The following is a 23404-nucleotide window of genomic DNA, read 5'->3' on the forward strand; positions in this document are numbered from 1 at the left end:
CTGTACCGCGCCCAAATTTTGGACTGACCGTCTCCTAACCGCCCATCCCTCCCCGGTAACGCAGCCTGGGGACGGCGGCAGCGGGCTTCCCTGAGGGGAAGCCTTTTGACCTCAGCCTGAACAGGCGGAACCACGCGGTTGCGCAGCGCCCCCATAGTTCGGAACCCAGCTTCTTGTTGGGGTTGCGGCACCACCGCGTCCAGGGCCATTCTCCATCGAATATCTCTCCGCACCCGGGGAATTCCGACTCAAATTAAAGCTCCGGAATTTCACGCTTAATTGTTGTGTCCGGACGGTGCTATTCGAATTCAATGCACATATGGCTTTATTTGTTGTGCCCAATAACTGCCGCCCGTCCGTTTGGCCCGGCCATTTCCGTTGCGCCCCGGCCGGCCGGCGGTTCCCCGACCGAAGGGTCTCCGTGACCACAGCAACCACCGCCCCAGTCCGCCGCACCCGCCGCGCGGCCGCACCGATCAAGCCTCGAGAGGAGGTGACCACCATGATGACCAAGCTCTACAAGGCCCTGTTTCTGACCAGGAAGCCGACCCGCAAGGAGTCAACACGCTTCAACGGGCAACTCCTTGACCAGAAGCGCGACGACGTCTTCCTCGCCATTCACCAGGCCGGCCTCTTCCGCTGACCCCCCGATGAAGACCGGACGCTTCCGCCGCGGTCCCGTACAGGGATGAAATCGCCGGGATGAAATCACGGACCGGCAGGACTGTCTGCAGCGAAGGAGGAGCTGATGGCTGACATCGGAACCGAACCCCGGGGAGCCCGTGCGGCGACGCACGGGCTCCCTCATTTAAGCCCCTCCGCGGGCGCCTCCGGCGCGGCTCTGGCAGTGAACCGACGTGCCGGCCGGGCCGGAGCGCGGCGAGCGGCAACGGCCCCCGGTAAGCTCAAGGTCATGCAGGAGACAAAGGCGCCGGAACACCGCAAACGGGTCCGATTGGTCATCCCGAGCCGCAGCGACCCTTTTCTCCGAAACTTCACGGAACTGGTAGGCGGCCCGTTGGGGCACCGCTCGGCGCCCGGGATCGTTTCGCCCGGATTCTTCACGGTGGACCGCGTGCTCGTGATCCTCACCGTCATCGCCGCCATGACCGGCATTGTCCTCAAGAACTACTGCCGCACCAACGGCTGGGAAACCCCCGGACAGTTCTACGCCACGTGCTACTCGGATTTTCCGGAGCTGTTCCGCAATCGGGGCCTTGGCGACGGCGCTTTCCCGTTCATCACCCAGGGGGCTCTCTTTGAGTACCCCGTGCTGATGGGACTCATCGCAGGCGCCACGGCGCTCCTGGTGCCCGGCGCCGGTACGGGGAACCCGAGGGTACTGGGGTACTTCGACGTCAACGCCACCCTGATCGCCGCCGTCTGGATCATCACGGTCCTGGCCACGGCACGGACGAACCGGCGGCGGTCTTGGGACGCGGCGATGGTTGCCCTGGCCCCCGGCATAGTCCTGGCGGGCGTCATCAACTGGGACATGTGGGCAGTGTGCCTGCTGGCCCTTGGCATGTATTTCTTTTCCCGCAACAAGCTGATCCTCGCCGGAGTCTTCATCGGCCTGGGCACGGCCACCAAGCTCTACCCGGTGTTGATTCTCGGCGCCGTCCTGCTGCTTGCACTGCGGACCGGGCGCATCCGGGCGCTCGTGATTACTGCCGGTGCCGCGATCGCAGCCTGGCTGGTGGTCAACGTTCCCGTGGCCGCCGCGAATCCGGACGGCTGGAAATACTTCTACCAATTCACGCAGGAGCGTCCGGCCGGCTACAGCTCACCGTGGTTTGCCTTCAACCTGGTGGCCGGCCGCCTGGGCTGGAACCAGCTTCAGGCCGAAGCCATCAACTCCCTCGCATTGGACCTGTTCCTCGTGGCCTGCGTCCTGATCGCGGTACTCGCCCTGACAGCACCGCGGCGGCCGCGGATCGCGCAACTTGCATTCCTGATCGTGGCGGCCTTCATCCTTACGAATAAGGTCTACTCGCCCCAGTTCGTTTTGTGGCTGATCCCGCTGATCGCCCTCGCACGGCCCCGCTGGCGGGACTTCCTGATCTGGCAGGCCATCGAAGCACTGCACTGGGGCGCCATCTGGATGTACCTCGGGCAGGCCACCAGCGGCGGCTCCACACAGCACAACATCGATATGCCGTACTACGTCCTGGCGGTGGTTGCCCACATGCTTGCCACCGGCTACCTGATGGTTCGTGTCGCTTGGGACATCTGGGATCCGTCCTCGGATGTCATCCGGCGGCTTCGCGTGGATGATCCCCACGGCGGCCCCTTCAACGGCGCCCCGGACTGGCTGCGGCTGGATCTCCGCCGACCCGCGGCGTCCCTGCTGCCGTGGCAGAAGGCTGCAGCAGGTGACTGACGTCGCCGTCGTCGGTGCCGGCCCTAACGGGCTGGCAGCGGCGGTGACCATGGCGCGGGCCGGGCTCAAGGTCCGGGTGTTCGAGGCCGCGCCCACCCCCGGCGGCGGACTGCGCACCGCCGAACTCATGGAACCGGGCCACTTCCATGACGTCTGTTCGGCCGTGCATCCGATGGTCCTGGCCTCGCCGTTCTTCCGCCGGTTCGAGCTGTCCCGGCGGGTGACCCTCGCGGTACCGGACGTCTCCTACGGGTCCCCGCTCGACGGCGGCCGCGCGGCGCTGGCATACCGCTCCCTGGAGCGCACGGCTACTGAACTCGGCCGAGACGGCGCCGCCTACCGCCGCCTCATGGCCCCGCTCGTGCGCGGGGTGGAGGGAGTGGCCGATCTGACCCTGAACCAGCTGCTGCGGATTCCGCGGCACCCCGCGGCAGCCGCCGCATTCGGCTTCCGGACGCTCGAACAGGGGTCGCGGCTGTGGAATGCGAGGTTCCGGGAGGACCTGGCCCCGGCCCTGCTCAGCGGCGCCGCCGCGCACGCCGTGGCACCGCTGCCCTCGGTGACCGCCGCCGGCGCCGGCCTGATGCTGGGTGCCCTGGGGCACGTCGGCGGCTGGCCCGTTCCGCACGGCGGATCGGCCGCGATTGCCCGGGCGCTGACCGCCGACATCGAAGCCCACGGCGGAGTTATCGAGACCGGGCAGCGGATCAGTTCGCTCGCCGAGCTGCCCCCGGCCCGGGCCACCCTGCTGGATGTGGCGCCCCCCGCGCTGCTGGGCCTGGCCGGGGACATGTTCCCGGCGGGCTACCGGCGTGCCCTGAAGGCCTTCCGCTTCGGGAACGCGGCCTGCAAGGTGGACTTCATTCTCTCCGGGCCGGTTCCGTGGGCGGCTGGCGGCCTTGCCGATGCCGGGACGGTCCATGTGGGGGGCACCCGGGCGGAGACTGCCGACGCGGAGAACCAGGTTGCGTCCGGCCGGCATCCTGACCGGCCGTACGTGCTGGTCTCCCAGCCCTCACGCTTCGATGCCGGCCGCGCTCCGGCTGGCCGGCACATCCTCTGGACCTATTGCCACGTTCCGTCGGGCTCCACGGTGGACATGAGCGAGGCTGTGATGGCGCAGCTGGAGCGCTTCGCGCCCGGATTCCGCGACTTGGTTATTCAGTTCAAGGTGACGACCGCCGCCGGGCTGGCAGCGTATGACGAGAACTACGTCGGCGGGGACTTCAGTGCCGGCCGCATGGACCTTCGCGGCATGTTGCGCCGGCCCGTGCTCAGCCGCGTTCCCTGGCGGACACCGCTGCCCGGCCTGTACCTGTGCTCGTCTTCCACCCCGCCGGGCCCCGGGGTCACAGGGATGCCCGGCTTCCACGCGGCGAGCCATGCGCTGAAGGACATGTTCGGGCTAGGCGTCCCGGACCTCGGCCACCGGGTCCCCTAGCCCCAACCCGGTTAACCCGGCCCACACGAGGCGCTATCCCAAGTGCGGCACCTCCACGGCCGCGGCGTCGTCCCCACTCGTCGCCGTGTTTTCCGCCGCCGGGCGCGGGGCCGAAAGCCGTCCGTCGCGCATGCTTGCCACGGCATCCGTGAACGGCACGAAGTCGGTGTCGTGGGTGACCATGACGGTCGCCACGCCGAACTCGTCCGTAACCTCCCGCAGCAGCCTGACAATCGCCTCGCTGCGGTCGTGGTCCAGGGCCGCCGTCGGCTCGTCTACGAGCAACACCGCAGGGCTTCCCATGAGCGCCCGGGCAATGTTGACGCGCTGGCGCTGCCCGCCGGATAGCTGGTGGGGCCGCTTCGCGAGGGCCTGTCCGAGACCGACGCGTTCCAGGAGTCCCGCGGCGCGGTCGGCCCCCGCGCGGGCGGCCCCTCCGCGGAGACGCTGGGTGATCACCAGTTGTTCCACCGCGGTGAGGGAGGGCAGGAGATTGGGCTGCTGGAAGATGATGCCGATCTTGTCCCGGCGCAGTGCCGTCCGTCCGGCGTCGGAGAGCCCGCCCGCATCCTGTCCGTCGATCACCACCAGGCCGGCGGAGGGCCGGACCAGGGTGGCGGCGACGGCCAGCAGGGACGACTTGCCGGACCCCGACGGGCCAATCAAGGAGACAAACTCCCCCGCGTGAACCTTGAGGCTCACATCATCCAGGGCCTTGAGGGTGCCGTCTCCGTCCGGATACTCCAGTGTGACGTTGACAAGGTTCAGGGCGGTATTGTTCCGGACAGGGTTGTTCAGGGTGGAATGCATCAGATATGCCTTTCTGGGAATATAACGGGCCGGGGCGTGGGCAGGTCAGCTGCCGCCGAGGGCGATGAGCGGATCCACACGCGCAACGCTGCGGACGGCGAGGGCAGCCCCGGCCAGGCCCAGGAGCACGATTCCGGCGATCGGCAGCAGCGTTGTCCACGGCGTGAGGAGGAACGGGGCGGCCCGGGATGCGAGGACCCCGCCGGCCATCCCGGCCAGGCCTCCCGCCGCGGCGCCGGCCAGCAGTACCAGAGCCGCCTGGGCCATGGCATCCCGGAGGATGTAGCGGGCGGACCCGCCCAGCGCTTTCAGGACGGCGATATCCCGGGTGCGCTGGACCGTCCAGACCGTCAGGAAGGCGACAATCACGAGGGCAGAGATGCCGTACAGGAACGCCTGCATGAGCAGGAGCGAGCCGTTCTCGCTCTTGTAGGAGCCGAGGGCCTGGAAGGATCCGTCCACGGTGGTGCTGACGGTTCCCGCCGCCGCGTTGGCGGCGTCAAGATCCACGCCGGCGCCGGCGGCGGAGTTTCCTGGGCCAAACGTCACGGCGAGCACCGTTGCGGCGCCCCGGTCGGGGACGTGGGCGAGCTTCTGCCAGTCGGCCAACGTGGTCCAGACGACGCCGGTGTGCGAATACCATTGCTCCGGAACGACGGCCGTCACGACGAGCTCGGTGCCGCCCACCGAGGCGCGGCTGCCGACGCTGAGGTCCAGTTCCTGCGCCAGGACGGCTCCGACGGCGACACTTCCCTCCGTCAGTTCGCCGGGCGCCAGGCCGGTGCCCGGCTCGGTGCCGAAGACCGCGACACTGGCTGTGCGTGCCGGTACGCCTCCTGCGCCCAGCGCCTGGAATCGGCTTTGGCTGATTCCCACGGCGTCGGCGCGGGCGACGCCGTCGCGTGCCGCCCACTCGGCCTGTTGGGCGCGCGTGACTTCGGATTCGGTGAACGAGGCCTTGGGCGCGCTCCCGGCCGGGGCGCCGAAGACCAGCTGGTCGGCCGGGAGAGCGGCGAGGGCCGACGTCGACTGGTTGCCGAGTCCGGCGGTGAGCCCGGAGAGCATGACGAGCAGGAGCGTGATGAGGGCGACGACCGCCCCCATGAGGGCAAACCGCCCCTTGGCGAAGCGGATATCGCGGATGGCGAGATACATGGTTGTCCTTTTTTCGTGACGAAGGAGGCGTTTCTTCCAGCCTTCCCTTCGCCCGGCTCCCGGACATCGGCCGCCCGGCTGGACCGGCCACACCGTGAGGACGGCTCTGCGATCAACCAAATGGTTGATTCCGCCGTCGCCGCGCCGATTTCCGCAGGCGGGCCGCCCGCCCGGCACTAGGCTGGAAGCATGGAGGGCGACGCCGGCAACACGGTCCACGACGGCACACGTCACAGCGGTCAGACCGAGTCCACCGGGGCGGCCGTCATTCTGCGCGTTCTGCGGGTGAGCCTTCACGTCGGTTTCGCTGTGCTGCTCCTGGTGGCGCTGGTCCGGCCGGTGGCCGGCGGAATTACGGGCCCGGGCTGGATCACCCTGCTGCTGGCCCTGTTGCTCGCCGCTTTCTATCTCGTGGGTACCATCCTGGAGAAGCGGCATGCCGCCGGGCGTGCCCGGTTCGATCCGAGGCCCTATTCCGGCTGGTGGCTGGGCGGTGTCAGCGTCCTGTGGCTTCTGCTGATCTGGACCAGCGCCGACTTCGTCTGGCTGGCTTTTCCGCTGTTCTTCCTGCAGCTGCACGTGCTCCGGCGGCGGCTGGCGCTGCCGGCGATCGCCCTAAGCACCCTTCTGGTCATTGCGGCGCTCTGGTTCCACAACGGCGGTATCGCACCTTCGGAGCAGGCCGGTGCGGAGCCGGCCGGCATGGCGCTGCAGCTGCCCATGGTGCTCGGGCCGGCGTTCGGCGCAGCCTTCGCTGTGGTCACGGGCCTGGCCTACCGGGCGCTGTTTCTGGAGGCGGATAACCAGCGGCAGGCGGCGGAGGAGCTCCGCCGCACGCGCGCCGAACTTGCCCGGACCCAGCACGATGCCGGCACCCTCGCCGAGCGCGGCCGGCTCGCCCGCGAAATCCATGACACCCTCGCCCAGGGCCTGTCGAGCATCGTGCTGATGGGGCGCGCGGCCGAGAAGGCGCTGGACGACGGCGAACCCGCCGTGGCCCGGGAAAGGCTCCGTATAGTCCAGGACACGGCCGCTGCCAACCTTGCAGAGGCCCGCAACTTCGTCCGGGCCCTCCAATCCCCCGATCTTGAGGACGGTTCCCTCGTGGCCAGTCTCCTTCGGCTGTGTGAAAAGACTGAAGCGGAAGCCGCCGCCCGCGGCGCGGGCCTGTCCTGCCGCCTCGACGTCGAGGGTGCGCCTGTGGACCTTCCCGCAGCGCTGCAGACCGCCCTGCTCCGCGCCGCACAAGCGAGCCTGGCCAATGTCGGGGTTCATGCGAAGGCGAGTACCGCCGTCGTCACCCTGTCCTTCCTGGGATCGGACGTGGCCATGGACATCTACGACGACGGCACCGGGTTCGATCCCGCGGCGCTGACCGCCCGGCCGGACGGGTCCGGCTATGGATTGACGTCGCTGCGGGGGCGCGTGGCGGCCCTGCACGGCCGGTTGGACATCGAATCCGCCCCGGGAGAGGGAACCGTGGTGGCCATCCGGCTGCCCCTGGGCGAAGCCAACCGTTCCGCCGCCGGGCCCGCGCACGTCAAGGAGCGATGGCAGTGAACAACATCCGCGTGTTCCTCGTGGACGACCACCCCGTGGTCCGTGCCGGGCTGCGGGCCATGCTCGGGGATCTGGAGGGCATCACCGTCGTGGCCGAGGCAGCAGACGGCGGCGCCGCCCTGGCCGGACTGGCCAGGCTCCACACCTTGGGCGAGCCCGCGGACGTGGTGCTCATGGACCTGCAGATGGGCACGGGCATGGACGGGGTCACCGCCACCGGCAGGATCAAGGCCGGAGAAACCGGCCAGCCCGCGCCGCCGGTGCTCATCCTTACCACCTACGACTCCGATGCCGACATCCTCGCCGCCGTCGAGGCCGGCGCCAGCGGCTACATGCTCAAGGACGCCCCGCCCGAGCAGATCCGCCAGGCGGTACTGTCCGCCGCCGCGGGCGGAACGGCGCTGGCCCCCGAGGTCGCGGCCCGGCTGATGGGCCGGATCCGGAACCCGGAGCCGGCCCTGTCCGCCCGCGAGATCCAGTTGCTGGAACTGCTGGCCACGGGCATGGGAAACCGGGCGATCGCGAAGCATCTCTTCATCTCCGAGGCAACGGTCAAGACCCACCTGGTCCACATCTACGGCAAGCTCGGCGTGGACAACCGCACCGCCGCAATCGCCGTGGCCACGCAGCGGCGCATCATCCGGAGGCCTTAGCCGGCGTCATGCGGGGAAGTTGGGCGGTCCTGCGGTGCGATCGCGTTGTGTGACTGCGTTGTGTGACAAGGGCGTAGTCCGTGGCCCGGGGCATAATGTCGCCATGGGGAACTCACCAAAACTTGCACTGGCCCTTGTGGGCCTTGTTCTTAGCGGCTCGCTGGCCGCCTGCGGCGACGGCCGGACCGGCGCGCAAGATGCTGCCAAGCAGCTGGCCACCGCAGTATCCGCGCTCGACGTCGGATCCGTCGCCTTTGAGGGCAAGGACTCGGGCGCCGCAAATGACCAGCTCAAGGAAATTTTCAAGGGACTTGATCCGGACAAACCGGCCGTGCAGGCCGGAGATCTTGCATTCGACGCGGACACGGCCACATTTCCGCTTAACTACATCTGGAAGGTCGGGGCGGAGGAATGGAAATATACCGTTTCCGCGCAGCTAAAGAAGTCCGGCGACAAATGGCTCACCGTATGGAAACCGGCCATCCTTGTCCCGGACCTCGCTGACGGGGAGGTCGTCACCCGCGCCACCCAGACGCCGCAGCGGGCCGACATTCTGGGCGCCGGCGACGTCCCTCTGGTCACGTACCGGCCCGTGGTCAATATTGGCATCGACAAGCCCGCACTCGGCGGCGCGGACCCCGCTGACTCCGCCACGAAGCTTGCCCAACTCGTCGGCGTCGACCCGGCCGCCTACGCCCAGCAGGTCGCCGCGACAGGTCCTGAGGCATTCGTCCCGGCCATCACCCTGCGCGAAGACGGCTCCCGGACCGTCACCGACGAGCAAATCTCGGCCATCCCGGGCGCCCGAACCATCCCGGACACCTTGCCGCTGGCCCCCACCCGGACGTTTGCACGGGCCCTGCTGGGTACCGTCTCCGAGGCCAACGCGGAGCAGATCGAAAAGTCCGGCGGCGCACTCAAGTCCGGCGACACCACCGGAAACGGAGGCCTGCAACAGCAGTATGACGCGCAGCTGCGGGGAACCGACGGCATCGTGATCCGCGCGCAGAAAGCCGGCCTTACCGCCGCGGAAATCCAGGCGACCTCCCCGGATCCGCGGCGGGTGCTCTTCCAGACCGGGATGAAGCCCGGAACCGCGCTGAAAACCACCCTGGACCCGAAGTTACAGCAGCTCGCGGAGGACGTCCTCGGCAACGTCGGTCCGGCGTCGGCCATCGTGGCGCTCCGGCCTTCCAGCGGCGCCGTCCTGGCAGCGGCTTCCGGCCCGGGCAGCAACGGCTATGACACGGCAATGCTGGGCCAGTACGCCCCCGGCTCGATCTTCAAGATGGTTGATTCCCTGGCCATGTTCCGCAACGGAATGACCCCGGACTCCAAGGTGGACTGCCCGCCCACTCTCACGGTGGACGGCCGCACCTTCAAGAACGCCGAGGGGTACCCCGCGTCCTCCCTGGGTTCCGTGACGCTGCGCGATGCCTTCGCGCACTCCTGCAACACCGCCTTCATCAACGCCCGGGACTCCGTGAGCCAGGCGCAGCTCGAATCGGCCGCGACCTCCCTCGGCGTGGCCGTCGAGGCGCCCGCGCTGGGAGCGGCCGCGTTCCTTGGCTCAGTCCCCGGTGAAGCCGCCGGCACCGAGCACGCCGCGTCCATGATCGGCCAGGGCAAGGTGCTCCTGTCCCCACTGGCCGCCGCCATCATGGCCGGCTCCGTGGCCAAGGGTGCCCCGGTGGCAGCCCAGCTGGTGCTGAATCCAAATGCGGGCGTCACTTCCCCGGGCGCCGGGAGCACGCCCACGGCCGGCACCGGAGCCTCCGGCACGGCGCCGGCAGCGCCGCCGTCCGGTGACGCGACGACATCCGCTGCTGCGGCACCGGCCACGGCCGCCGGGGCGCCGATTACTGCGGCGGAGGCGGCGTCACTGGCTGACATGATGCGCGCCGTCGTGACCAGCGGGCACGCCGGGTTCCTGGCGTCCGTCCCGGGCGAGCCCGTCGGAGCAAAGACCGGAACGGCCGAGTTCGGCAATGACACCCCGCCCAAGACCCACGCCTGGATCGTCGCCGTGCACGGTGATCTGGCCGTCGCCGTCTTCGTGGAGGACGGCGGCCTCGGGGCCACCACGTCGGGTCCGCTGCTCAAGGAGTTCCTCACCCGGGCCAGCTGACCCGGCCGCTCCCTCACGTCCTGCGGGGGCGTCCGCCGGGAGTCCCGCGCGGCCGTGGGAAGATTGAAGGCGTGGCTCATATTGACGTTTCCGGCATCGATTACTTCCTCTCCGACGGCACCCAGCTGCTCAACGGGGTGACCTTCAAGGTCCCGGACGGCACCAAGACCGCGCTGATCGGGCCGAACGGAACCGGTAAGACCACGCTGTTCCGGATCATTTCCGGTGACCTCGTCCCGGACGAAGGCGTGATTGGCCGCTCCGGGAACATGGGCATCATGCGCCAGTTCGTTGGCCAAGTCCGCGACGACTCCACGGTCCGGGACCTCCTGGTGTCAGCCGCCCCGCCGGCGCTGGCGGCTGCCGCGCGCGCCGTGGACGAGGCAGAATTGGCCATGTTGGAGCACGACGACGAGCCCACGCAGATGAACTATGCCCAGGCGATCGTGGACTGGGGCGATGCCGGCGGCTACGACGTCGAGACCGTCTGGGACGAGGTGTGCATGGCGGCCCTCGGCCTGCCGTTTGACCGCGCGCAGCACCGCCCGGCGTCGAGCCTCTCCGGAGGCGAGCAGAAGCGGCTGGTGCTCGAGGCTCTTTTTGCCGGCCCCGATGAACTGCTGCTCCTCGACGAACCCGACAACTACCTCGATGTCCCGGGTAAGCGCTGGCTCGAAGCGAAGCTGAATGACTCGAAGAAGACCGTGTTCTTCATCAGCCACGACCGTGAACTGCTCAACAACGCCGCGGGACGCATCGTCACGCTGGAACCGGGTATCAACGGTGCCGGCGCGTGGATCCACGGCGGCGGCTTCGGCTCCTACGTGGACGCCCGCGCGGACCGGAACGCACGCTTTGAGGAGCTGCGCAAGCGCTGGGATGAGGAGCACGTGAAGCTCAAGGAACTCGTCAACATGTACAAGAACAAGGCGGCATTCCGCTCAGACATGGCCAACCGGTACCACGCCGCGCAGACCCGCCTGGCGAAGTTCCTCGAGGCCGGCCCGCCCGAGGCCCTGCCGATCGAGCAAAACGTGCAGATGCGGCTCAAGGGCGGGCGCACCGCCAAGCGCGCCATCGTGGCCGAAAAGCTTGAGCTGACCGGCCTCATGAAGCCCTTCTCGACGGAGATCTGGTTCGGTGACCGCGTGGGCGTCCTCGGGTCCAACGGGTCGGGCAAGAGCCACTTCCTGCGCCTGCTCGCCACCGGCGGCACCGACCCCGAACGGGAGCACCTGCCGGTGTCCGACGTCGAGATTGCGGAGGTTCCGCACGAGGGCACCGTGAAACTCGGCGCCCGGATCCGGCCCGGCTTCTTCGCCCAGACCCACGTCCGGCCCGATCTGTTGGGCAAAACCCTGCTGGAGATCCTGCATCGCGGCGACGAGCACCGCTCCGGGCTCGGCCGCGAAGCCGCCGCCGGCGCCCTGGACGGCTACGGCCTCGCCGGGCAGTCCGAGCAGAAGTACGAGTCGCTCTCCGGCGGCCAGCAGGCCCGCTTCCAGATCCTGCTCCTCCAGCTCTCCGGCGCCACGCTGCTGCTGCTCGACGAGCCGACGGACAACCTGGACCTGCATTCGGCCGAGGCCCTGGAACGGGCGATCGACCACTTCGAGGGCACCGTCCTGGCGGTCACCCACGACCGTTGGTTCGCCCGCACCTTCGACCGCTTCCTGGTCTTCGGCTCGGACGGCAAGGTCTATGAATCGGCCGAGCCGGTCTGGGACGAAAAGCGCGTCGAGCGCGCCCGCTAAGGTAGACCCTCCCTCGCGTCCTGCACTTCCCCACGTTGCCGTAGGGACATAGCTGCCCTCCCGTCCCATACGGTGTGATCGCAGTTGCGCATTCGATGATCAAATGATCACCGACTGCTATCATTTCTTCATGAATACTGATGAGCGGCATCGCCTGATCGGCGAGCTGCTGAGGCATCGGGACCAGATGACCGTGGACGAACTGATGACCGCCTGCGGCGCGTCCGGGGCCACTATCCGGCGCGATCTCGACGTGCTGGCGCTCCATGGCGTCCTCCGCAGGGTGCACGGCGGCGCCCGAAGCCTGGTGCTGCGGGGAGAAAACCCTGCCTACGGCCAGCGCGAGCTGGAGGACCACGCCGTCAAGGTCCGGATTGCCGCCGGCGTGGCGGCCATGCTCCAGGACCGGGGCCACATCTGGCTGGACAGTGGCACCACGGCGACCGAGATCGCCCGCCAGCTGCGCCAGCGCGACATGACCATCATGCCCATGTCGCTGCGGGCCGTCAGCATACTGTCCCCTGAGGATGCGCCCGCGGGTCGGCGTCCCGAGCTCCTGATGCCCGGCGGCAGCCTCATCCCCGGCGAGATGTCCTTCCGCGGACCGATGACGGAATCGAACATCCGCTCGCTGCGCTTCGACACCGCCGTGGTCACTCCCTGCGCCCTGAACCTCAAGGACGGGCTGTTGGCTCACGATCTTGACGACGCCGCCGTGAAGCGGGCCGGCCTCGAATCCGCCGGCAGGGTGATCGTCGCCTGCGCAGGATCCAAGTGGGATGCCAGCGCCGTCGCCCTCGTGGCATCCCTGGACGCCGTGGATGCCATCGTGACGGACCGGCGGCTCAGTCAGGAAGAACATGCCCACCTCGCGCAACACTCAGTGGAAGCAGTGATCGTATGACCAGCACCGCAACCGAGCCGCAACTGAAGGCCGCCGCCGGGGCCACGTTCCTGGTCTTCGGGATCAACGGACTGGTCTTCGCCAGTTGGGCCGCCCGCATCCCCGCGGTGACGGAAATCCTGCACATTACCTCGGGGCAGATGGGAACACTGCTGCTGTGCCTGGCGGTCGGCTCGCTGATCGCCCTGCCCACGGCCGGATTCGTCGTGGGCCGGATCGGCACCGCCAATACGGTCCGCAGTGCAGGGCTGTTTGCCGCGGCGGCCGGCGTCGGCGTGGCGCTGTCCCTGATGGCGGCCTCCGTGCCGGGGACTGCCGCTTCCCTGTTCCTCTTCGGGATCGGCGTCGGGTTGTGGGATGTTTCGCAGAACATCGAAGGCGCCGACGTCGAACACCGGCTTGGGCGCACCATCATGCCGCAGTTCCACGCCGCCTACAGCGGCGGCGCGTTCGTCGGAGCCCTCATCGGTGCCGGACTGTCCACCCTGGGGGTCGGGCTTCCGGAGCACCTGCTGGTCGTCGCCGCGATCGTCGCCGTCCTGACCACCGTGGCCCCGCGCTACTTCCTGCCGCATCAGACCGACGCCGGGTCCGCCGCCGGAGAAACGGGCCGTGGCAAGGCCGTCTCCGCCTGGCGGGACGGCCGCACGCTCCTGATCGGCGTCGTCGTCCTGGGCGCCACCCTGACCGAAGGCGCCGGCAACGACTGGATTGCCAAGGCTGCGGTCGACGGTCTCGGCGCTGAACAGTCCACGGGCGCGCTCATGTTCGCCGCCTTCGTGCTCGCCATGACGGCCATGCGTTTCTTCGGCGGCCGCGCGATCGACGCCTACGGCCGTGTGGCCGTACTCCGCGCCAGCATGGCCGCAGCGGCTGCGGGCCTCTGCCTCTTCGTGTTCGCCGGCACCATCTGGCTGGCCGCCGCCGGTGCCGTGCTCTGGGGCGTGGGGGCTGCCCTTGCGTTTCCGATCGGGATGTCCGCCGCGGCGGATGACCCCCGGAAGGCGGCCGCACGGGTGTCCGTGGTGTCCACGCTGGGCTACATCGCGTTCCTCGCCGGGCCGCCCCTGCTGGGCTTCCTGGGCGATGCGACGGGGATCAGGACCGCACTGCTGGCGATCGGGATTCCCATTCTCGTGGCCCTGCTGCTCGCCGGCGCCGCGAAGCCGCTGCCCGCCAAGTAGGGAGCCCTGCGAGGCTGATAGCCTGCCGCGGGGCCCTGCCTGCGGCGCTCCGGGTCCGGCAGTATGGTGGTCAGATGCGAACCATGCTGAGGAAAGCTCCCGGCCGCCTGTCGACCCTCGACCGCAAACTTGTGCGCGCCGTGTCCAAGCTGCCGGGCGGTGGCCACGATGAGTTTTTCCGCGGCTTGTCCGCAGCCGCCAACAAAGGCAAGCTCTGGTTCGGCATCGCCGGAGTCCTGGCCCTCGTGCCCGGAAAGACGCGGCGGGCAGCCGCGCACGGGCTCATTGCGCAAGGCGTGGCGTCGGCCGTCACCAACGTGGTGTTCAAGACGCTCCTGCCCCGGCGGCGCCCCCTGCCCGAACACCTGCCGGTCTTCCGCTTCGTCAACCCCCAGCCCACCAGTTCGTCGATGCCGTCGGGCCACTCCGCCTCCGCGGTTGCCTTCGCGCTGGGCGTCGGCATGGTCCGGCCGGGACTCGGAGCGGCGCTGGCCCCTGTCGCGGCCGGGGTGGCCTACTCGCGGGTCCACACGGGGGCCCACTGGCCCTCGGACGTGCTGTTCGGCTCCGCGATCGGCGCCGGGGCGGCCATCGTGACGCGGAAATGGTGGCCTGTCCGGCCGCCGTTCCCGGAGACCCGCCGCAGCGCCCTCCGGGCTCCGGACCTTCCGGAGGGTCAGGGCCTCGGCATCGCGATTAACGCCCTCGGCGGCTCCTATGCCGACGAGACCGCAGACGCCCTCCAGAAAATATTCCCCAAAGCGTATATACAGGAAATCGGCCAGGGCGAGGACATCGCGGCGGAAATAGCCGGCGTCGCGACCCGCCCGGGGATTGTGGCCCTCGGCGTCTGGGGCGGTGACGGAACCGTCGGTACCGCGGCGGCCACCGCTGTCGAACATTCGCTCCCTCTCCTGGTGCTTCCCGGCGGAACGCTCAATCACTTCGCCCGCGACGCCGGGACACCCACCTTGGAGGCGGCCGTCCGGGCGGCATCGCGCGGCGAGGCGGCCGTGGCCGACGTCGGCCACGTGAGCGTTGAGCGGGGGCTCCCCGACAGCCCCGAGCACCTCGAACTGAGCATGCTCAACACCGCCAGCATCGGCCTCTACCCGAACCTGGTCCGCCGGCGCGAACAGCTCCAGCCGGCACTCGGCAAACCCCTTGCCGGTGTGGTGGCCATGTTCCGGACCTTCGCGGCCGGCACCCCCACCACGCTGATCGTCAACGGGGTGCGGCACCGGCTGTGGATCCTCTACATCGGCCGCGGCCGCTACTACCCCCGCGACCACGCGCCGCTGGTGCGCCCCGTGCTGGCCGACGGAGTCCTGGACCTGCGGATGATCACCGCCGACGAGCCGTTCGCCCGGCTGCGGCTGCTCTGGGCCGTGCTGACCGGCACCGTGGCCACCTCCGGGATCACCCACCTCACCGAAACGGACCGGATCACGGTGGAACCAGGGGACGGGCCCATGGTCCTGGCCGTTGACGGTGAGGTCATGCCCGGCGTGCGGAGCGTGGAGTTCGCGGTCCGCCGCGGCGCGCTGACGTACTATTCGCCGCTCGACTGAACCACGCTCGTGCCGCCCCGCTCGCGGGCGGCCTGTCATCCTCCCGGACTACCCTGATTCGCCCCTGAATCATCCCTGAGACCGGCGAAATACGCCCCCGGCGTCGGTAGCGTGGTGTGCAGACGGGCCCGTGACTGCGGCGCCCCGGACAACAGCCCGCTACGTAAAGGAACGCTTCCATGATCGAAGCACGAGGCCTGACCAAGGTTTACGGCGACAAGACCGCCGTCGCCGGCGTCAACTTCACCGTCGAAGCCGGCCGGGTCACCGGCTTCCTGGGCCCGAACGGGGCCGGAAAATCCACCACCATGCGCATGATCATGGGACTGGACCGGCCGACGTCGGGCTCCGTGACCGTCAACGGATCGCCACTCACCAAGCACGCCGCCCCGCTGCGGGACGTCGGCGCGCTGCTGGACGCCAAAGCCGTCCACACGAGCCGCTCCGCCTACAACCACCTGCTGGCCATGGCCGCGACGCACAGCATCCCCAAGAAGCGCGTCCACGACGTGATCGAGATGACCGGACTGGCCGAAGTGGCCAGGAAAAAGGTCGGCGGCTTCTCGCTCGGCATGGGCCAGCGGCTGGGCATCGCCGCGGCCCTTCTGGGCGACCCGCAGACCGTCATCCTCGACGAGCCCGTCAACGGTCTGGACCCGGAGGGGGTGGTGTGGGTCCGCAACCTGGTGAAGTACCTGGCCTCCGAGGGGCGCACGGTCTTCCTCTCCAGCCACCTCATGAGTGAAATGGCCGTCACGGCGGACCACCTGATCGTGATCGGCCGCGGGAGGATCATCGCCGACGCCCCGATCCAGGAGATCATCACCGGCAAAGGCCAGGGCCGCACGCGGGTCCGGACCGACCAGCCGGACCGGCTCATGCAGCTGCTGGCCGGAACCGGCGTCTCGGTGGAGGTCCAGGAACGCGAGCTCCTGGAAGTCAAGGGGCTGGACCCCCGGCAGATCGCCACCGCCGCGCTGGAACACCAGGTCATGATCTACGAACTCACGCCGCTCCAGGCCAGCCTCGAGGAGGCCTACATGGAACTGACCAAGGATGAGGTCGAATACCACTCGCTGATCACCACGGGCGCCGATCCCGTCGAAGCCGGAGGCAAGTAAGCCATGAGTTCCACTACCGTTGAATCCACGCCCTCGCCCCGCGGTGCCGACGCCGGCCCCCAACGGTCCGGAGACGGCACCAGTACCGGGCCCGGACCCAGCTTCCCGCGGGTCCTCAACTCCGAATTCATCAAGTTCCGCACCCTGCTCTCCACCCTGATCCTGCTCGGGTCCACGATTGTGGTGATGGTGGGGTTTGGGGCACTCTCCGCCTGGGGAACGGGGCAGTTCTCCGAGGCCGCGGCGCGGGACCCGCAGGCGGCCGCCAGGATCGCGGCGCAGGGAGGGGACCTCGCCGTCGGCGTCCCGACCTCCGGCATCGCCTTCGCCCAGCTCATCCTCGGCTCCCTCGGCGTGCTGCTGATGAGCTCGGAATTCACCACCGGCATGGCCCGGTCCACGTTCGCGGCCGTGCCCAAGCGCATCCCGGCGTTCGCGGCCAAGCTCGTGGTGGTGGTGCTGACGTCCTTCGTGGTCACGGCCGCGTCCACCTTGGCCGCCGGTTTCGTCTCGGTGCCGATCCTGGACAACTACGGCCTTGGCCTTGACCTGGGCAGCTCGCAGTCGGTCAAGATGCTCATCGTCAACAGCATCTACGTGGCAGCCGTCGCGGCGATCGGCCTGGCCCTGGGAACCCTGATCCGCAACTCGGCGGGCGGCATCATGAGCCTGGTGGGCCTGTTCTTCGTGGCACCCATCGCCTTCCAGCTCATTCCGGGGGACTTCTTCGTGGAGGCCCGCAAGTACCTGCCGGGCAACACGGTGGATCCGCTCACAGCTTTGGACCACGTCCCGGACACCCTGGAAGCCTGGCAGGCCGGCCTGGTCCTGGGCGCCTGGGTTGTTGTTCCCGTGATCCTCGCCGGCGTCATGCTCAAGAGGCGGGATGTCTAGGCCTGCAGATCCCGCAGTCTAGGCTCAGAGCATGATCGATGCTGTGCCCGTGAAGGACGCGTCAGCCGCTCCGGCCGACGCGTCCTTCGCCGAAATCACCGCACGCCGGCGCGGTTGGCTCCGCCGCTACCTGTTGGCCCGTCCGCGGGTCATGGATGTCCTGGTGGTGCTCTGCTACCTGCTCCTGGTCACGCCCACGGCGGTCGAGTCACTCATTCACGGCGAATGGCAGGTCACCGTGCTGCTCGCGGCGGCCGCTCCCGTCCTGCTTTTCCGGCGCTCCCGCCCGGTGCAGGTAACGGCGGCCGTGGGGGCGCTGGAACTGGCCGTCACGTTCCTGCATCCGTGGGGATCCAATGTCTCCGCCGGGCTCTGGTTTGCGCTGTACGCGGTCGCGGTGGTCCGCACCCGGCGTTTCGCCCTGGCGGCCCTCGCCGTGACGACGGCCCCGCTCGTGCTCCTGTACTTCATGCTCGCGGTTGGCCCGCTGGACGGGCGGCTCCCGGACATGGCCGTCAGCACGCCGGAGAACTTCCAGCTGATCACGAGCATCGCGGCCGCCATCAGCATCACCCTTTCCAACGTGATCGCCACGGGGATCGGGATCTCGGTGCGGCAACGGCGCGAGCACGAGCACGAGATAGCCGCCTGGGCGGCCCGCGCCCAGCAGCTCGGCTCGGTCACCGAACGCAACCGGATCGCACGCGAAATGCACGACGTCGTGGCGCACTCGCTGACCGTCATGATCAGCCTGTCGGACGGCGCCGCCGTCGTGGTCAAGAAGGATCCGCAGCGCGCCGCCGGTGTTCTGGAGGAACTCTCCCGGACGGGACGGACCGCGCTGGCCGACATGCGGCGCGTCCTCGGCGTGCTGCGCGACGATTCCGGCGCGGGACATGCTCCGCGGGAACCGCTCGTGGACGGCGGCAGCCTCGCCAAACTGCTTGAAGGCTTCCGCACCGCAGGCCTGCCGCTGCATTACACGCACACCGGTCCGGCGCTGCCCGGCGATGCAGCGTTCCAGCTGACCGTCTACAGGATCGTGCAGGAGTCGCTGACAAATGTGCTGCGCTACGGGCGTGCGCTGAGCCGCGTGGACGTGGGCATCGTCCGGAACGGTTCGCTCGTGACCATTGACGTGGCCGACGACGGCCGCGGAACCGTGGAATTCGGCGTTCCGGGGGCCGGCGCGCACGCCGATTCACGGGAATCGCTCGGCACCGGCCAGGGAATTGCCGGGATGCGGGAGCGGGCCAAGATCTACGCAGGCACGGTGCAGGCAGGGCATACCGGCAACGGCGGCTGGCGGGTGCACGCGGAACTGAACTGCAATGAAGACGCCGCAACACCAACAGCCGCATCACCAACAGCTCTAATCCCAACAGCCGCAACACAAACAAGGGGGAACAGTGGCCGACAAAGAAGCCATACGCGTTCTGCTGGTGGATGACCAGCCGCTGCTTCGGATGGGGTTCCGTCTCATCCTCGAGGGCGAAGATGACTTGTGCATCGTCGGCGAGGCGTCCGACGGCGCCGATGCGGTCCGGCAAGCCCGGGAGCTCGTGCCCGACGTCGTCCTGATGGACGTCCGGATGCCGGTGCTGGACGGGATCGAGGCGACCCGGGCCATTGCGGCCTCGGCGTCCCGCGCCAAGATCATCATCCTGACCACCTTTGACCTCGATGAATACGCCTTTGCCGGGCTGCAGGCCGGCGCCTCGGCGTTCCTGCTCAAGGACGTCGCCCCTGCCGAACTGATCAGTGCCGTGCGGGTCGTGGCCAGCGGCGACGCCGTCGTTGCTCCGCGTGTCACGCAGCGGCTGCTGGAGACCTATGTCCGCGGTGCCGGGGGCGGCGCCGACCCGGCGGGGGCGGGCCCGTCCGGGGTGGACGGCGGCGGCGGCCCGGCCGATAATCCGGCGCGTCCGGCGAGGGATCCCCTGCTGGAGGACCTGACCCCGCGCGAAACCGAAATGCTGGGGGCGATGGCGGAGGGTCTCTCCAACGCCGAAATCGCGCACAGGTACTTCCTGTCCGAGGCCACGGTCAAGACGCACGTGCGCCGGATCCTGACCAAGCTGCACCTCCGCGACCGCGTCCAGGCGGTTGTGTACGCCTATGAGACCGGGCTCGTGGTGCCGAGCAACGCGGATTACTAGCGACTGCTAGCCGAAGCGGACGACTGGCGGAAGCACCCCCTCGGACGGGCGCCTGCCCGACGGCTGGCGGGACAGGCGACCTGGTTACCGGCCGGTAGTTTTGAAGCAGTGGTTTCAGGCACATTACCAAATTGCCCTTGAGGCAACTTTGGTTGCTTCTTACACCTCTTTGTTGGGTCATGGCCCGGTCCGACCCCGCGTCATTTGTAGGACTGCACAAGACGGGCAGTGCGCGAGGCGGTCTAGGGTGAAACGACATTGTGGCCCGCCGCACAGTATGGAACCCATGCATTGCCGGCATAAGAACGGGCCCGGACCCCCCACGAAGGACGGCGCTTCCATGCACGCTGACCAGCAGCTCTCAAAATCACTGAAACCCAGGCATCTATCCATGATCGCCATCGCCGGCGTGATCGGCGCCGGACTGTTTGTCGGTTCGGGCGCCGCGATCCAGCAGGCCGGCCCCGGCATCCTGGTGGCCTACGCCGCGGCGGGACTCGTCGTCATCCTCGTCATGCGCATGCTCGGCGAAATGGCTGCGGCCAACCCGGAAACCGGCTCATTCTCGACCTACGCGGACAAGGCGCTGGGCCGGTGGGCAGGGTTCAGCATCGGCTGGCTCTACGCATGGTTCTGGATCATTGTCCTCGGCATCGAAGCCACGGCGGGGGCGGCCATCATGCACCGCTGGGTACCCGGTATTGACCAGTGGGTTTGGGCGCTTGCCCTGATGGTGCTGCTGACGCTAACCAACCTCGGCTCCGTGAAGTCTTACGGCGAGTTCGAATTCTGGTTCGCGTCCATCAAAGTGGCGGCAATCGTGCTCTTCCTGCTCTTCGGTGTCGCCGCGATCCTGGGCCTCATCCCGGGCGTCCCGGCACCCGGGCTGGACAACCTGATCGGTCACGGCGGGTTTATGCCCAACGGACCCGGCGCCGTCCTGGCCGGCATCCTCGTCGTCGTCTTCTCCTTCTTCGGGGCGGAAATTGCCACCATCGCCGCCGGCGAATCCGAGAACCCGGTCGACGCCGTCAAGAAGGCCGTGAAATCCACCGTCTGGCGCATCCTCGTCTTCTATATCGGATCCATCGCGATCGTGGTCACCCTGCTTCCCTGGAACTCCGCCTCCGTCGCCAAGAGCCCCTACGTTGCAGTCATCGAACTGTTCGGGATCCCCGGAGCCGGCACCATCATGGACATCGTGGTGCTGACCTCGGTGCTCTCCTGCCTGAACTCGGGCCTCTACACCGCCAGCCGCATGCTGTTCTCGCTGTCGCGGCGCGGGGACGCCCCCCGGTCCTGGATGCGGATCTCCAAGACCGGCGTGCCCTCCTCCGCCGTGCTGGCCTCCACGGTGGTCGGCTTCGTCACGGTCGGCCTGAACTACATCGCCCCGGACACTGTCTTCCTGTTCCTGGTTAACACCTCCGGCGCCATCGCACTGTTCGTGTGGCTCGTGATCGCCGTCTCCCAGCTGATCCTGCGCCGCCGCATGGGCGCCGCCGCCAAGGACCTCCAGCTGAAGATGTGGCTCTTCCCCTACCTGACCTGGGCGGCCATCGTCAGCATCGTCGCGCTCCTGATCGGCATGGTGATCCTGGAATCCACGCGGGAATCGCTGGTCCTCTCGCTGGCACTCGCCGCCGTCGTCGTGGGACTCGGAGTCTTCCGCTACCGCAAGAACGGCGCCAAGGCCACCGTCCCCGGCATAGCCGAGGTCCCGGCCGACAACTCCACGGTGAATCGTGCCGGGACTCCTGCCGGGGAATCATCGGCTCCTGCCGGAGCTGCGACCGAGGAAGCAACAGTAGGCGCCCGCCCGATGTCATAGGCTCCCCCCGCTCCCGCAGCGGTCCCGGACCACCGGACATGCCCTCCCCCGGCGCCCATCAGTGGACATAATGCCTTCATGTCCATTCCTTGGCGCTAAGGGAGGGCATGTCCGTGTGCACCGACGCGGTCGCCCCAGCGCCCCGCGCGGCTCGGGCTAGACTCGAAACCATGCCAACACCGAGCTCTGCCGCAGACCACATCCAGGACCTCGGCGCCTACGTCAGCGCGTCGCCGTCGAGCTTCCACGCCGTCCACGAGGCCGCGCGCCGGCTGGACGAGGCAGGCTTCACCGGCCTCGACGAGCTGCAGCCCTGGGCGGCACCCGCCGCCACGGCCGGCAAGTTCTACGTGATGCGCGACGGCGCCCTCATCGCCTGGGTGCTGCCGCCGGCCGCCGGCCCGACCACGGGATTCAATATCCTCGGCGCCCACACGGATTCGCCGTCGTTCAAACTCAAGCCCAAGCCCACCACGGGCAAGTTCGGCTGGCTGCAGGCCGGCGTCGAGGTCTACGGCGGCCCCCTCCTGAACTCCTGGCTGGACCGCGAACTCCAGCTCGCCGGCCGGCTCGTCATGCGCGACGGCACGCAGCACCTTACGGCCACCGGTCCGCTGCTGCGCTTCCCGCAGCTCGCCATCCACCTGGACCGGGCCGTGAACGAAGGACTGGCCCTGGACAAGCAGCAGCACATGAATCCGGTGTTCGGGCTGGGCGATCCCGCCGCCGAGGACTTGCTGGGCCTCCTCGCGGCGAAGGTCACGGATGCCGCAGTGGATCCGGCGCAGATCGGCGGGTACGACATCGTCATCGCGGACACCCAGGCCCCCGCGGTGTTCGGCGCGAAACGCGAATTCTTTGCCTCCGGCCGGCTCGATAACCTCTCCGCGACGCACGCCGGGCTCACGGCGCTGATCGCCCACGCCGGCACGCCCCTGCCGGAGGGTGCACCGATCGCCGTGCTGGCAGCCTTCGACCACGAGGAAATCGGCTCCGCATCACGCTCCGGCGCCTGCGGACCGGTCCTTGAAGACATTCTGGTGCGGATCTCCGACGGGCTCGGGGCTTCGGCGAGCCAGCGGCGGCAGGCCTTTGCGGGGTCGTTCTGTGTCTCCGCGGACGCGGGCCATGCAGTCCACCCGAACTACCCGGAACGGCACGACCCCGCCAACCGGCCGGTCCTGAACGGCGGCCCCCTGCTGAAGATCAACGCCAACCAGCGCTATGCCACCGACGCCGCCGGGGCCGCCCTCTGGGCGCGGCTGTGCACCGACGCCGGCATCCCGTACCAGGAATTCGTCTCCAACAACGTGATGCCGTGCGGCTCCACGATCGGCCCCCTGACGGCCACCCGGCTGGGGATCCGGACGGTCGACGTCGGGGTGCCCCTGCTCTCGATGCACTCGGCGCGCGAGCTGTGCGGGGTCGAGGACCCGCACCGGCTGGCCACGGTCACCCGGACGTTCTTCCGCGCGCCGGCGTAACAGCCTGCGGCGTAACAGCAGGTCAGCAGGGGGTTGGGCGGCAAACGGCGGACCCACATGGATCCTGCGGATACCCACAAAGTTGACTCCGATGCTCTGGCAGGGGTTCCGGGGCGGTCCTAGAGTTCAAGGCGTATGGAAGCCCCGTAGGTTGGTGGTCCAGGTTCCGGACTGCCGCGGAGAGTCACCCCGACGCCTCCACGTGCGAGCGGCTTCAAGACAATTGGATAAGCACCAAACGACAGGACTCCTAGGTATCGGCGTCCTCGTCAGGCCAAGGTAGTGCAGACACCGCGGCCGCGCCCTTGAGTGATCGCGCCCCAGCAGGGAGTCCATCGTGAAGTCTGTACACGCCTTTTTCCCCCTCCGGAT

General features: G+C 68.6%; 18 protein-coding genes. 16 read left to right on the forward strand and 2 right to left on the reverse strand.

All coding sequences use genetic code 11. From position 1 onward, the window contains the following. Positions 1-421: 421 nt before the first annotated feature. The 3 genes from ACVWZ7_RS11395 to ACVWZ7_RS11405 all read left to right on the forward strand — a co-directional run bounded on the left by ACVWZ7_RS11395 (position 422) and on the right by ACVWZ7_RS11405 (position 3824). Positions 422-643, forward strand: a complete 222-nt coding sequence (locus tag ACVWZ7_RS11395; RefSeq protein WP_344364948.1) for a hypothetical protein — start codon at positions 422-424, stop codon at positions 641-643. A gap of 270 nt (positions 644-913) precedes the next feature. Beyond that, positions 914-2383, forward strand: a complete 1470-nt coding sequence (locus ACVWZ7_RS11400; protein WP_456507899.1) for a glycosyltransferase family 87 protein — start codon at positions 914-916, stop codon at positions 2381-2383. Next, positions 2376-3824, forward strand: coding sequence for a phytoene desaturase family protein (locus ACVWZ7_RS11405; RefSeq protein WP_344364944.1), 1449 nt, complete (start codon positions 2376-2378; stop codon positions 3822-3824). Before ACVWZ7_RS11400 ends, ACVWZ7_RS11405 begins: the two co-directional genes overlap by 8 nt. 33 nt (positions 3825-3857) lie before the next feature. Here ACVWZ7_RS11405 and ACVWZ7_RS11410 read toward each other — a convergent pair whose 3' ends face one another. Both ACVWZ7_RS11410 and ACVWZ7_RS11415 read right to left on the reverse strand, forming a co-directional pair. After that, a complete protein-coding gene (locus tag ACVWZ7_RS11410; protein WP_456507900.1) occupies positions 3858-4634 on the reverse strand; it encodes an ABC transporter ATP-binding protein in 777 nt (258 codons plus the stop codon). A gap of 45 nt (positions 4635-4679) precedes the next feature. Then, a complete protein-coding gene (locus ACVWZ7_RS11415; protein ID WP_456507901.1) occupies positions 4680-5789 on the reverse strand; it encodes an FtsX-like permease family protein in 1110 nt (369 codons plus the stop codon). 189 nt (positions 5790-5978) lie between these two features. Here ACVWZ7_RS11415 and ACVWZ7_RS11420 point away from each other — a divergent pair, with 189 nt between their 5' ends. The 13 genes from ACVWZ7_RS11420 to ACVWZ7_RS11480 all read left to right on the forward strand — a co-directional run bounded on the left by ACVWZ7_RS11420 (position 5979) and on the right by ACVWZ7_RS11480 (position 23032). Further along, a complete protein-coding gene (locus tag ACVWZ7_RS11420) occupies positions 5979-7349 on the forward strand; it encodes a sensor histidine kinase (protein WP_456507902.1) in 1371 nt (456 codons plus the stop codon). Continuing rightward, positions 7340-8002, forward strand: coding sequence for a response regulator (locus tag ACVWZ7_RS11425; protein WP_456507903.1), 663 nt, complete (start codon positions 7340-7342; stop codon positions 8000-8002). The genes ACVWZ7_RS11420 and ACVWZ7_RS11425 overlap by 10 nt, the downstream gene beginning before the upstream one ends. A 103-nt stretch (positions 8003-8105) precedes the next feature. Further along, on the forward strand, positions 8106-10130 hold the full coding sequence (locus tag ACVWZ7_RS11430) for a penicillin-binding transpeptidase domain-containing protein (protein WP_456507904.1): 2025 nt from the start codon (positions 8106-8108) through the stop codon (positions 10128-10130). Positions 10131-10201: 71 nt separating this feature from the next. Then, on the forward strand, positions 10202-11884 hold the full coding sequence (locus ACVWZ7_RS11435; protein ID WP_116766317.1) for an ABC-F family ATP-binding cassette domain-containing protein: 1683 nt from the start codon (positions 10202-10204) through the stop codon (positions 11882-11884). 130 nt (positions 11885-12014) lie between these two features. Further along, positions 12015-12788, forward strand: a complete 774-nt coding sequence (locus ACVWZ7_RS11440; RefSeq protein ID WP_456507905.1) for a DeoR/GlpR family DNA-binding transcription regulator — start codon at positions 12015-12017, stop codon at positions 12786-12788. After that, complete coding sequence (locus ACVWZ7_RS11445; protein WP_456507906.1) at positions 12785-13972, forward strand: MFS transporter; 1188 nt, start codon at positions 12785-12787, stop codon at positions 13970-13972. The genes ACVWZ7_RS11440 and ACVWZ7_RS11445 overlap by 4 nt, the downstream gene beginning before the upstream one ends. A gap of 74 nt (positions 13973-14046) precedes the next feature. Next, complete coding sequence (locus ACVWZ7_RS11450) at positions 14047-15543, forward strand: phosphatase PAP2 family protein (protein ID WP_456507907.1); 1497 nt, start codon at positions 14047-14049, stop codon at positions 15541-15543. Positions 15544-15722: 179 nt separating this feature from the next. After that, positions 15723-16664: an ABC transporter ATP-binding protein gene (locus ACVWZ7_RS11455; protein ID WP_091248496.1), complete on the forward strand. Its 942-nt coding sequence runs from the start codon at positions 15723-15725 to the stop codon at positions 16662-16664. Between the two features lie 3 nt (positions 16665-16667). Continuing rightward, positions 16668-17558 (forward strand): ABC transporter permease, encoded by an 891-nt coding sequence (locus ACVWZ7_RS11460; RefSeq protein WP_344364920.1) that lies wholly within the window; start codon positions 16668-16670, stop codon positions 17556-17558. A gap of 31 nt (positions 17559-17589) precedes the next feature. Then, complete coding sequence (locus ACVWZ7_RS11465) at positions 17590-19008, forward strand: sensor histidine kinase (RefSeq protein ID WP_456507908.1); 1419 nt, start codon at positions 17590-17592, stop codon at positions 19006-19008. 16 nt (positions 19009-19024) lie between these two features. Then, a complete protein-coding gene (locus ACVWZ7_RS11470; RefSeq protein WP_456509100.1) occupies positions 19025-19717 on the forward strand; it encodes a response regulator in 693 nt (230 codons plus the stop codon). Between the two features lie 340 nt (positions 19718-20057). Continuing rightward, positions 20058-21548 carry an amino acid permease gene (locus tag ACVWZ7_RS11475; protein WP_456507909.1) on the forward strand — a complete coding sequence of 497 codons (1491 nt, stop codon included), beginning with the start codon at positions 20058-20060 and terminating at the stop codon, positions 21546-21548. A gap of 170 nt (positions 21549-21718) precedes the next feature. Beyond that, the gene (locus tag ACVWZ7_RS11480) at positions 21719-23032 is read left to right on the forward strand and encodes a M18 family aminopeptidase (RefSeq protein WP_456507910.1); all 1314 of its coding nucleotides are present in this window, start codon (positions 21719-21721) and stop codon (positions 23030-23032) included. The last annotated feature ends 372 nt before the right edge of the window (positions 23033-23404 follow it).

Source organism: Arthrobacter sp. TE12232 (genome assembly GCF_054062615.1).

Excerpts from the sequence above, each read along its gene's own strand:
- ACVWZ7_RS11420 (WP_456507902.1), top strand. The coding sequence starts at position 5,979 with ATGGAGGGCGACGCCGGCAACACGGTCCACGACGGCACACGTCACAGC.
- ACVWZ7_RS11440 (WP_456507905.1), top strand. The coding sequence starts at position 12,015 with ATGAATACTGATGAGCGGCATCGCCTGATCGGCGAGCTGCTGAGGCAT.
- ACVWZ7_RS11400 (WP_456507899.1), top strand. The coding sequence starts at position 914 with ATGCAGGAGACAAAGGCGCCGGAACACCGCAAACGGGTCCGATTGGTC.
- ACVWZ7_RS11475 (WP_456507909.1), top strand. The coding sequence starts at position 20,058 with ATGCACGCTGACCAGCAGCTCTCAAAATCACTGAAACCCAGGCATCTA.
- ACVWZ7_RS11470 (WP_456509100.1), top strand. The coding sequence starts at position 19,025 with ATGGGGTTCCGTCTCATCCTCGAGGGCGAAGATGACTTGTGCATCGTC.
- ACVWZ7_RS11445 (WP_456507906.1), top strand. The coding sequence starts at position 12,785 with ATGACCAGCACCGCAACCGAGCCGCAACTGAAGGCCGCCGCCGGGGCC.
- ACVWZ7_RS11430 (WP_456507904.1), top strand. The coding sequence starts at position 8,106 with ATGGGGAACTCACCAAAACTTGCACTGGCCCTTGTGGGCCTTGTTCTT.
- ACVWZ7_RS11410 (WP_456507900.1), bottom strand. The coding sequence starts at position 4,634 with ATGCATTCCACCCTGAACAACCCTGTCCGGAACAATACCGCCCTGAAC.
- ACVWZ7_RS11425 (WP_456507903.1), top strand. The coding sequence starts at position 7,340 with ATGGCAGTGAACAACATCCGCGTGTTCCTCGTGGACGACCACCCCGTG.
- ACVWZ7_RS11460 (WP_344364920.1), top strand. The coding sequence starts at position 16,668 with ATGAGTTCCACTACCGTTGAATCCACGCCCTCGCCCCGCGGTGCCGAC.
- ACVWZ7_RS11415 (WP_456507901.1), bottom strand. The coding sequence starts at position 5,789 with ATGTATCTCGCCATCCGCGATATCCGCTTCGCCAAGGGGCGGTTTGCC.
- ACVWZ7_RS11450 (WP_456507907.1), top strand. The coding sequence starts at position 14,047 with ATGCGAACCATGCTGAGGAAAGCTCCCGGCCGCCTGTCGACCCTCGAC.
- ACVWZ7_RS11465 (WP_456507908.1), top strand. The coding sequence starts at position 17,590 with ATGATCGATGCTGTGCCCGTGAAGGACGCGTCAGCCGCTCCGGCCGAC.
- ACVWZ7_RS11455 (WP_091248496.1), top strand. The coding sequence starts at position 15,723 with ATGATCGAAGCACGAGGCCTGACCAAGGTTTACGGCGACAAGACCGCC.
- ACVWZ7_RS11480 (WP_456507910.1), top strand. The coding sequence starts at position 21,719 with ATGCCAACACCGAGCTCTGCCGCAGACCACATCCAGGACCTCGGCGCC.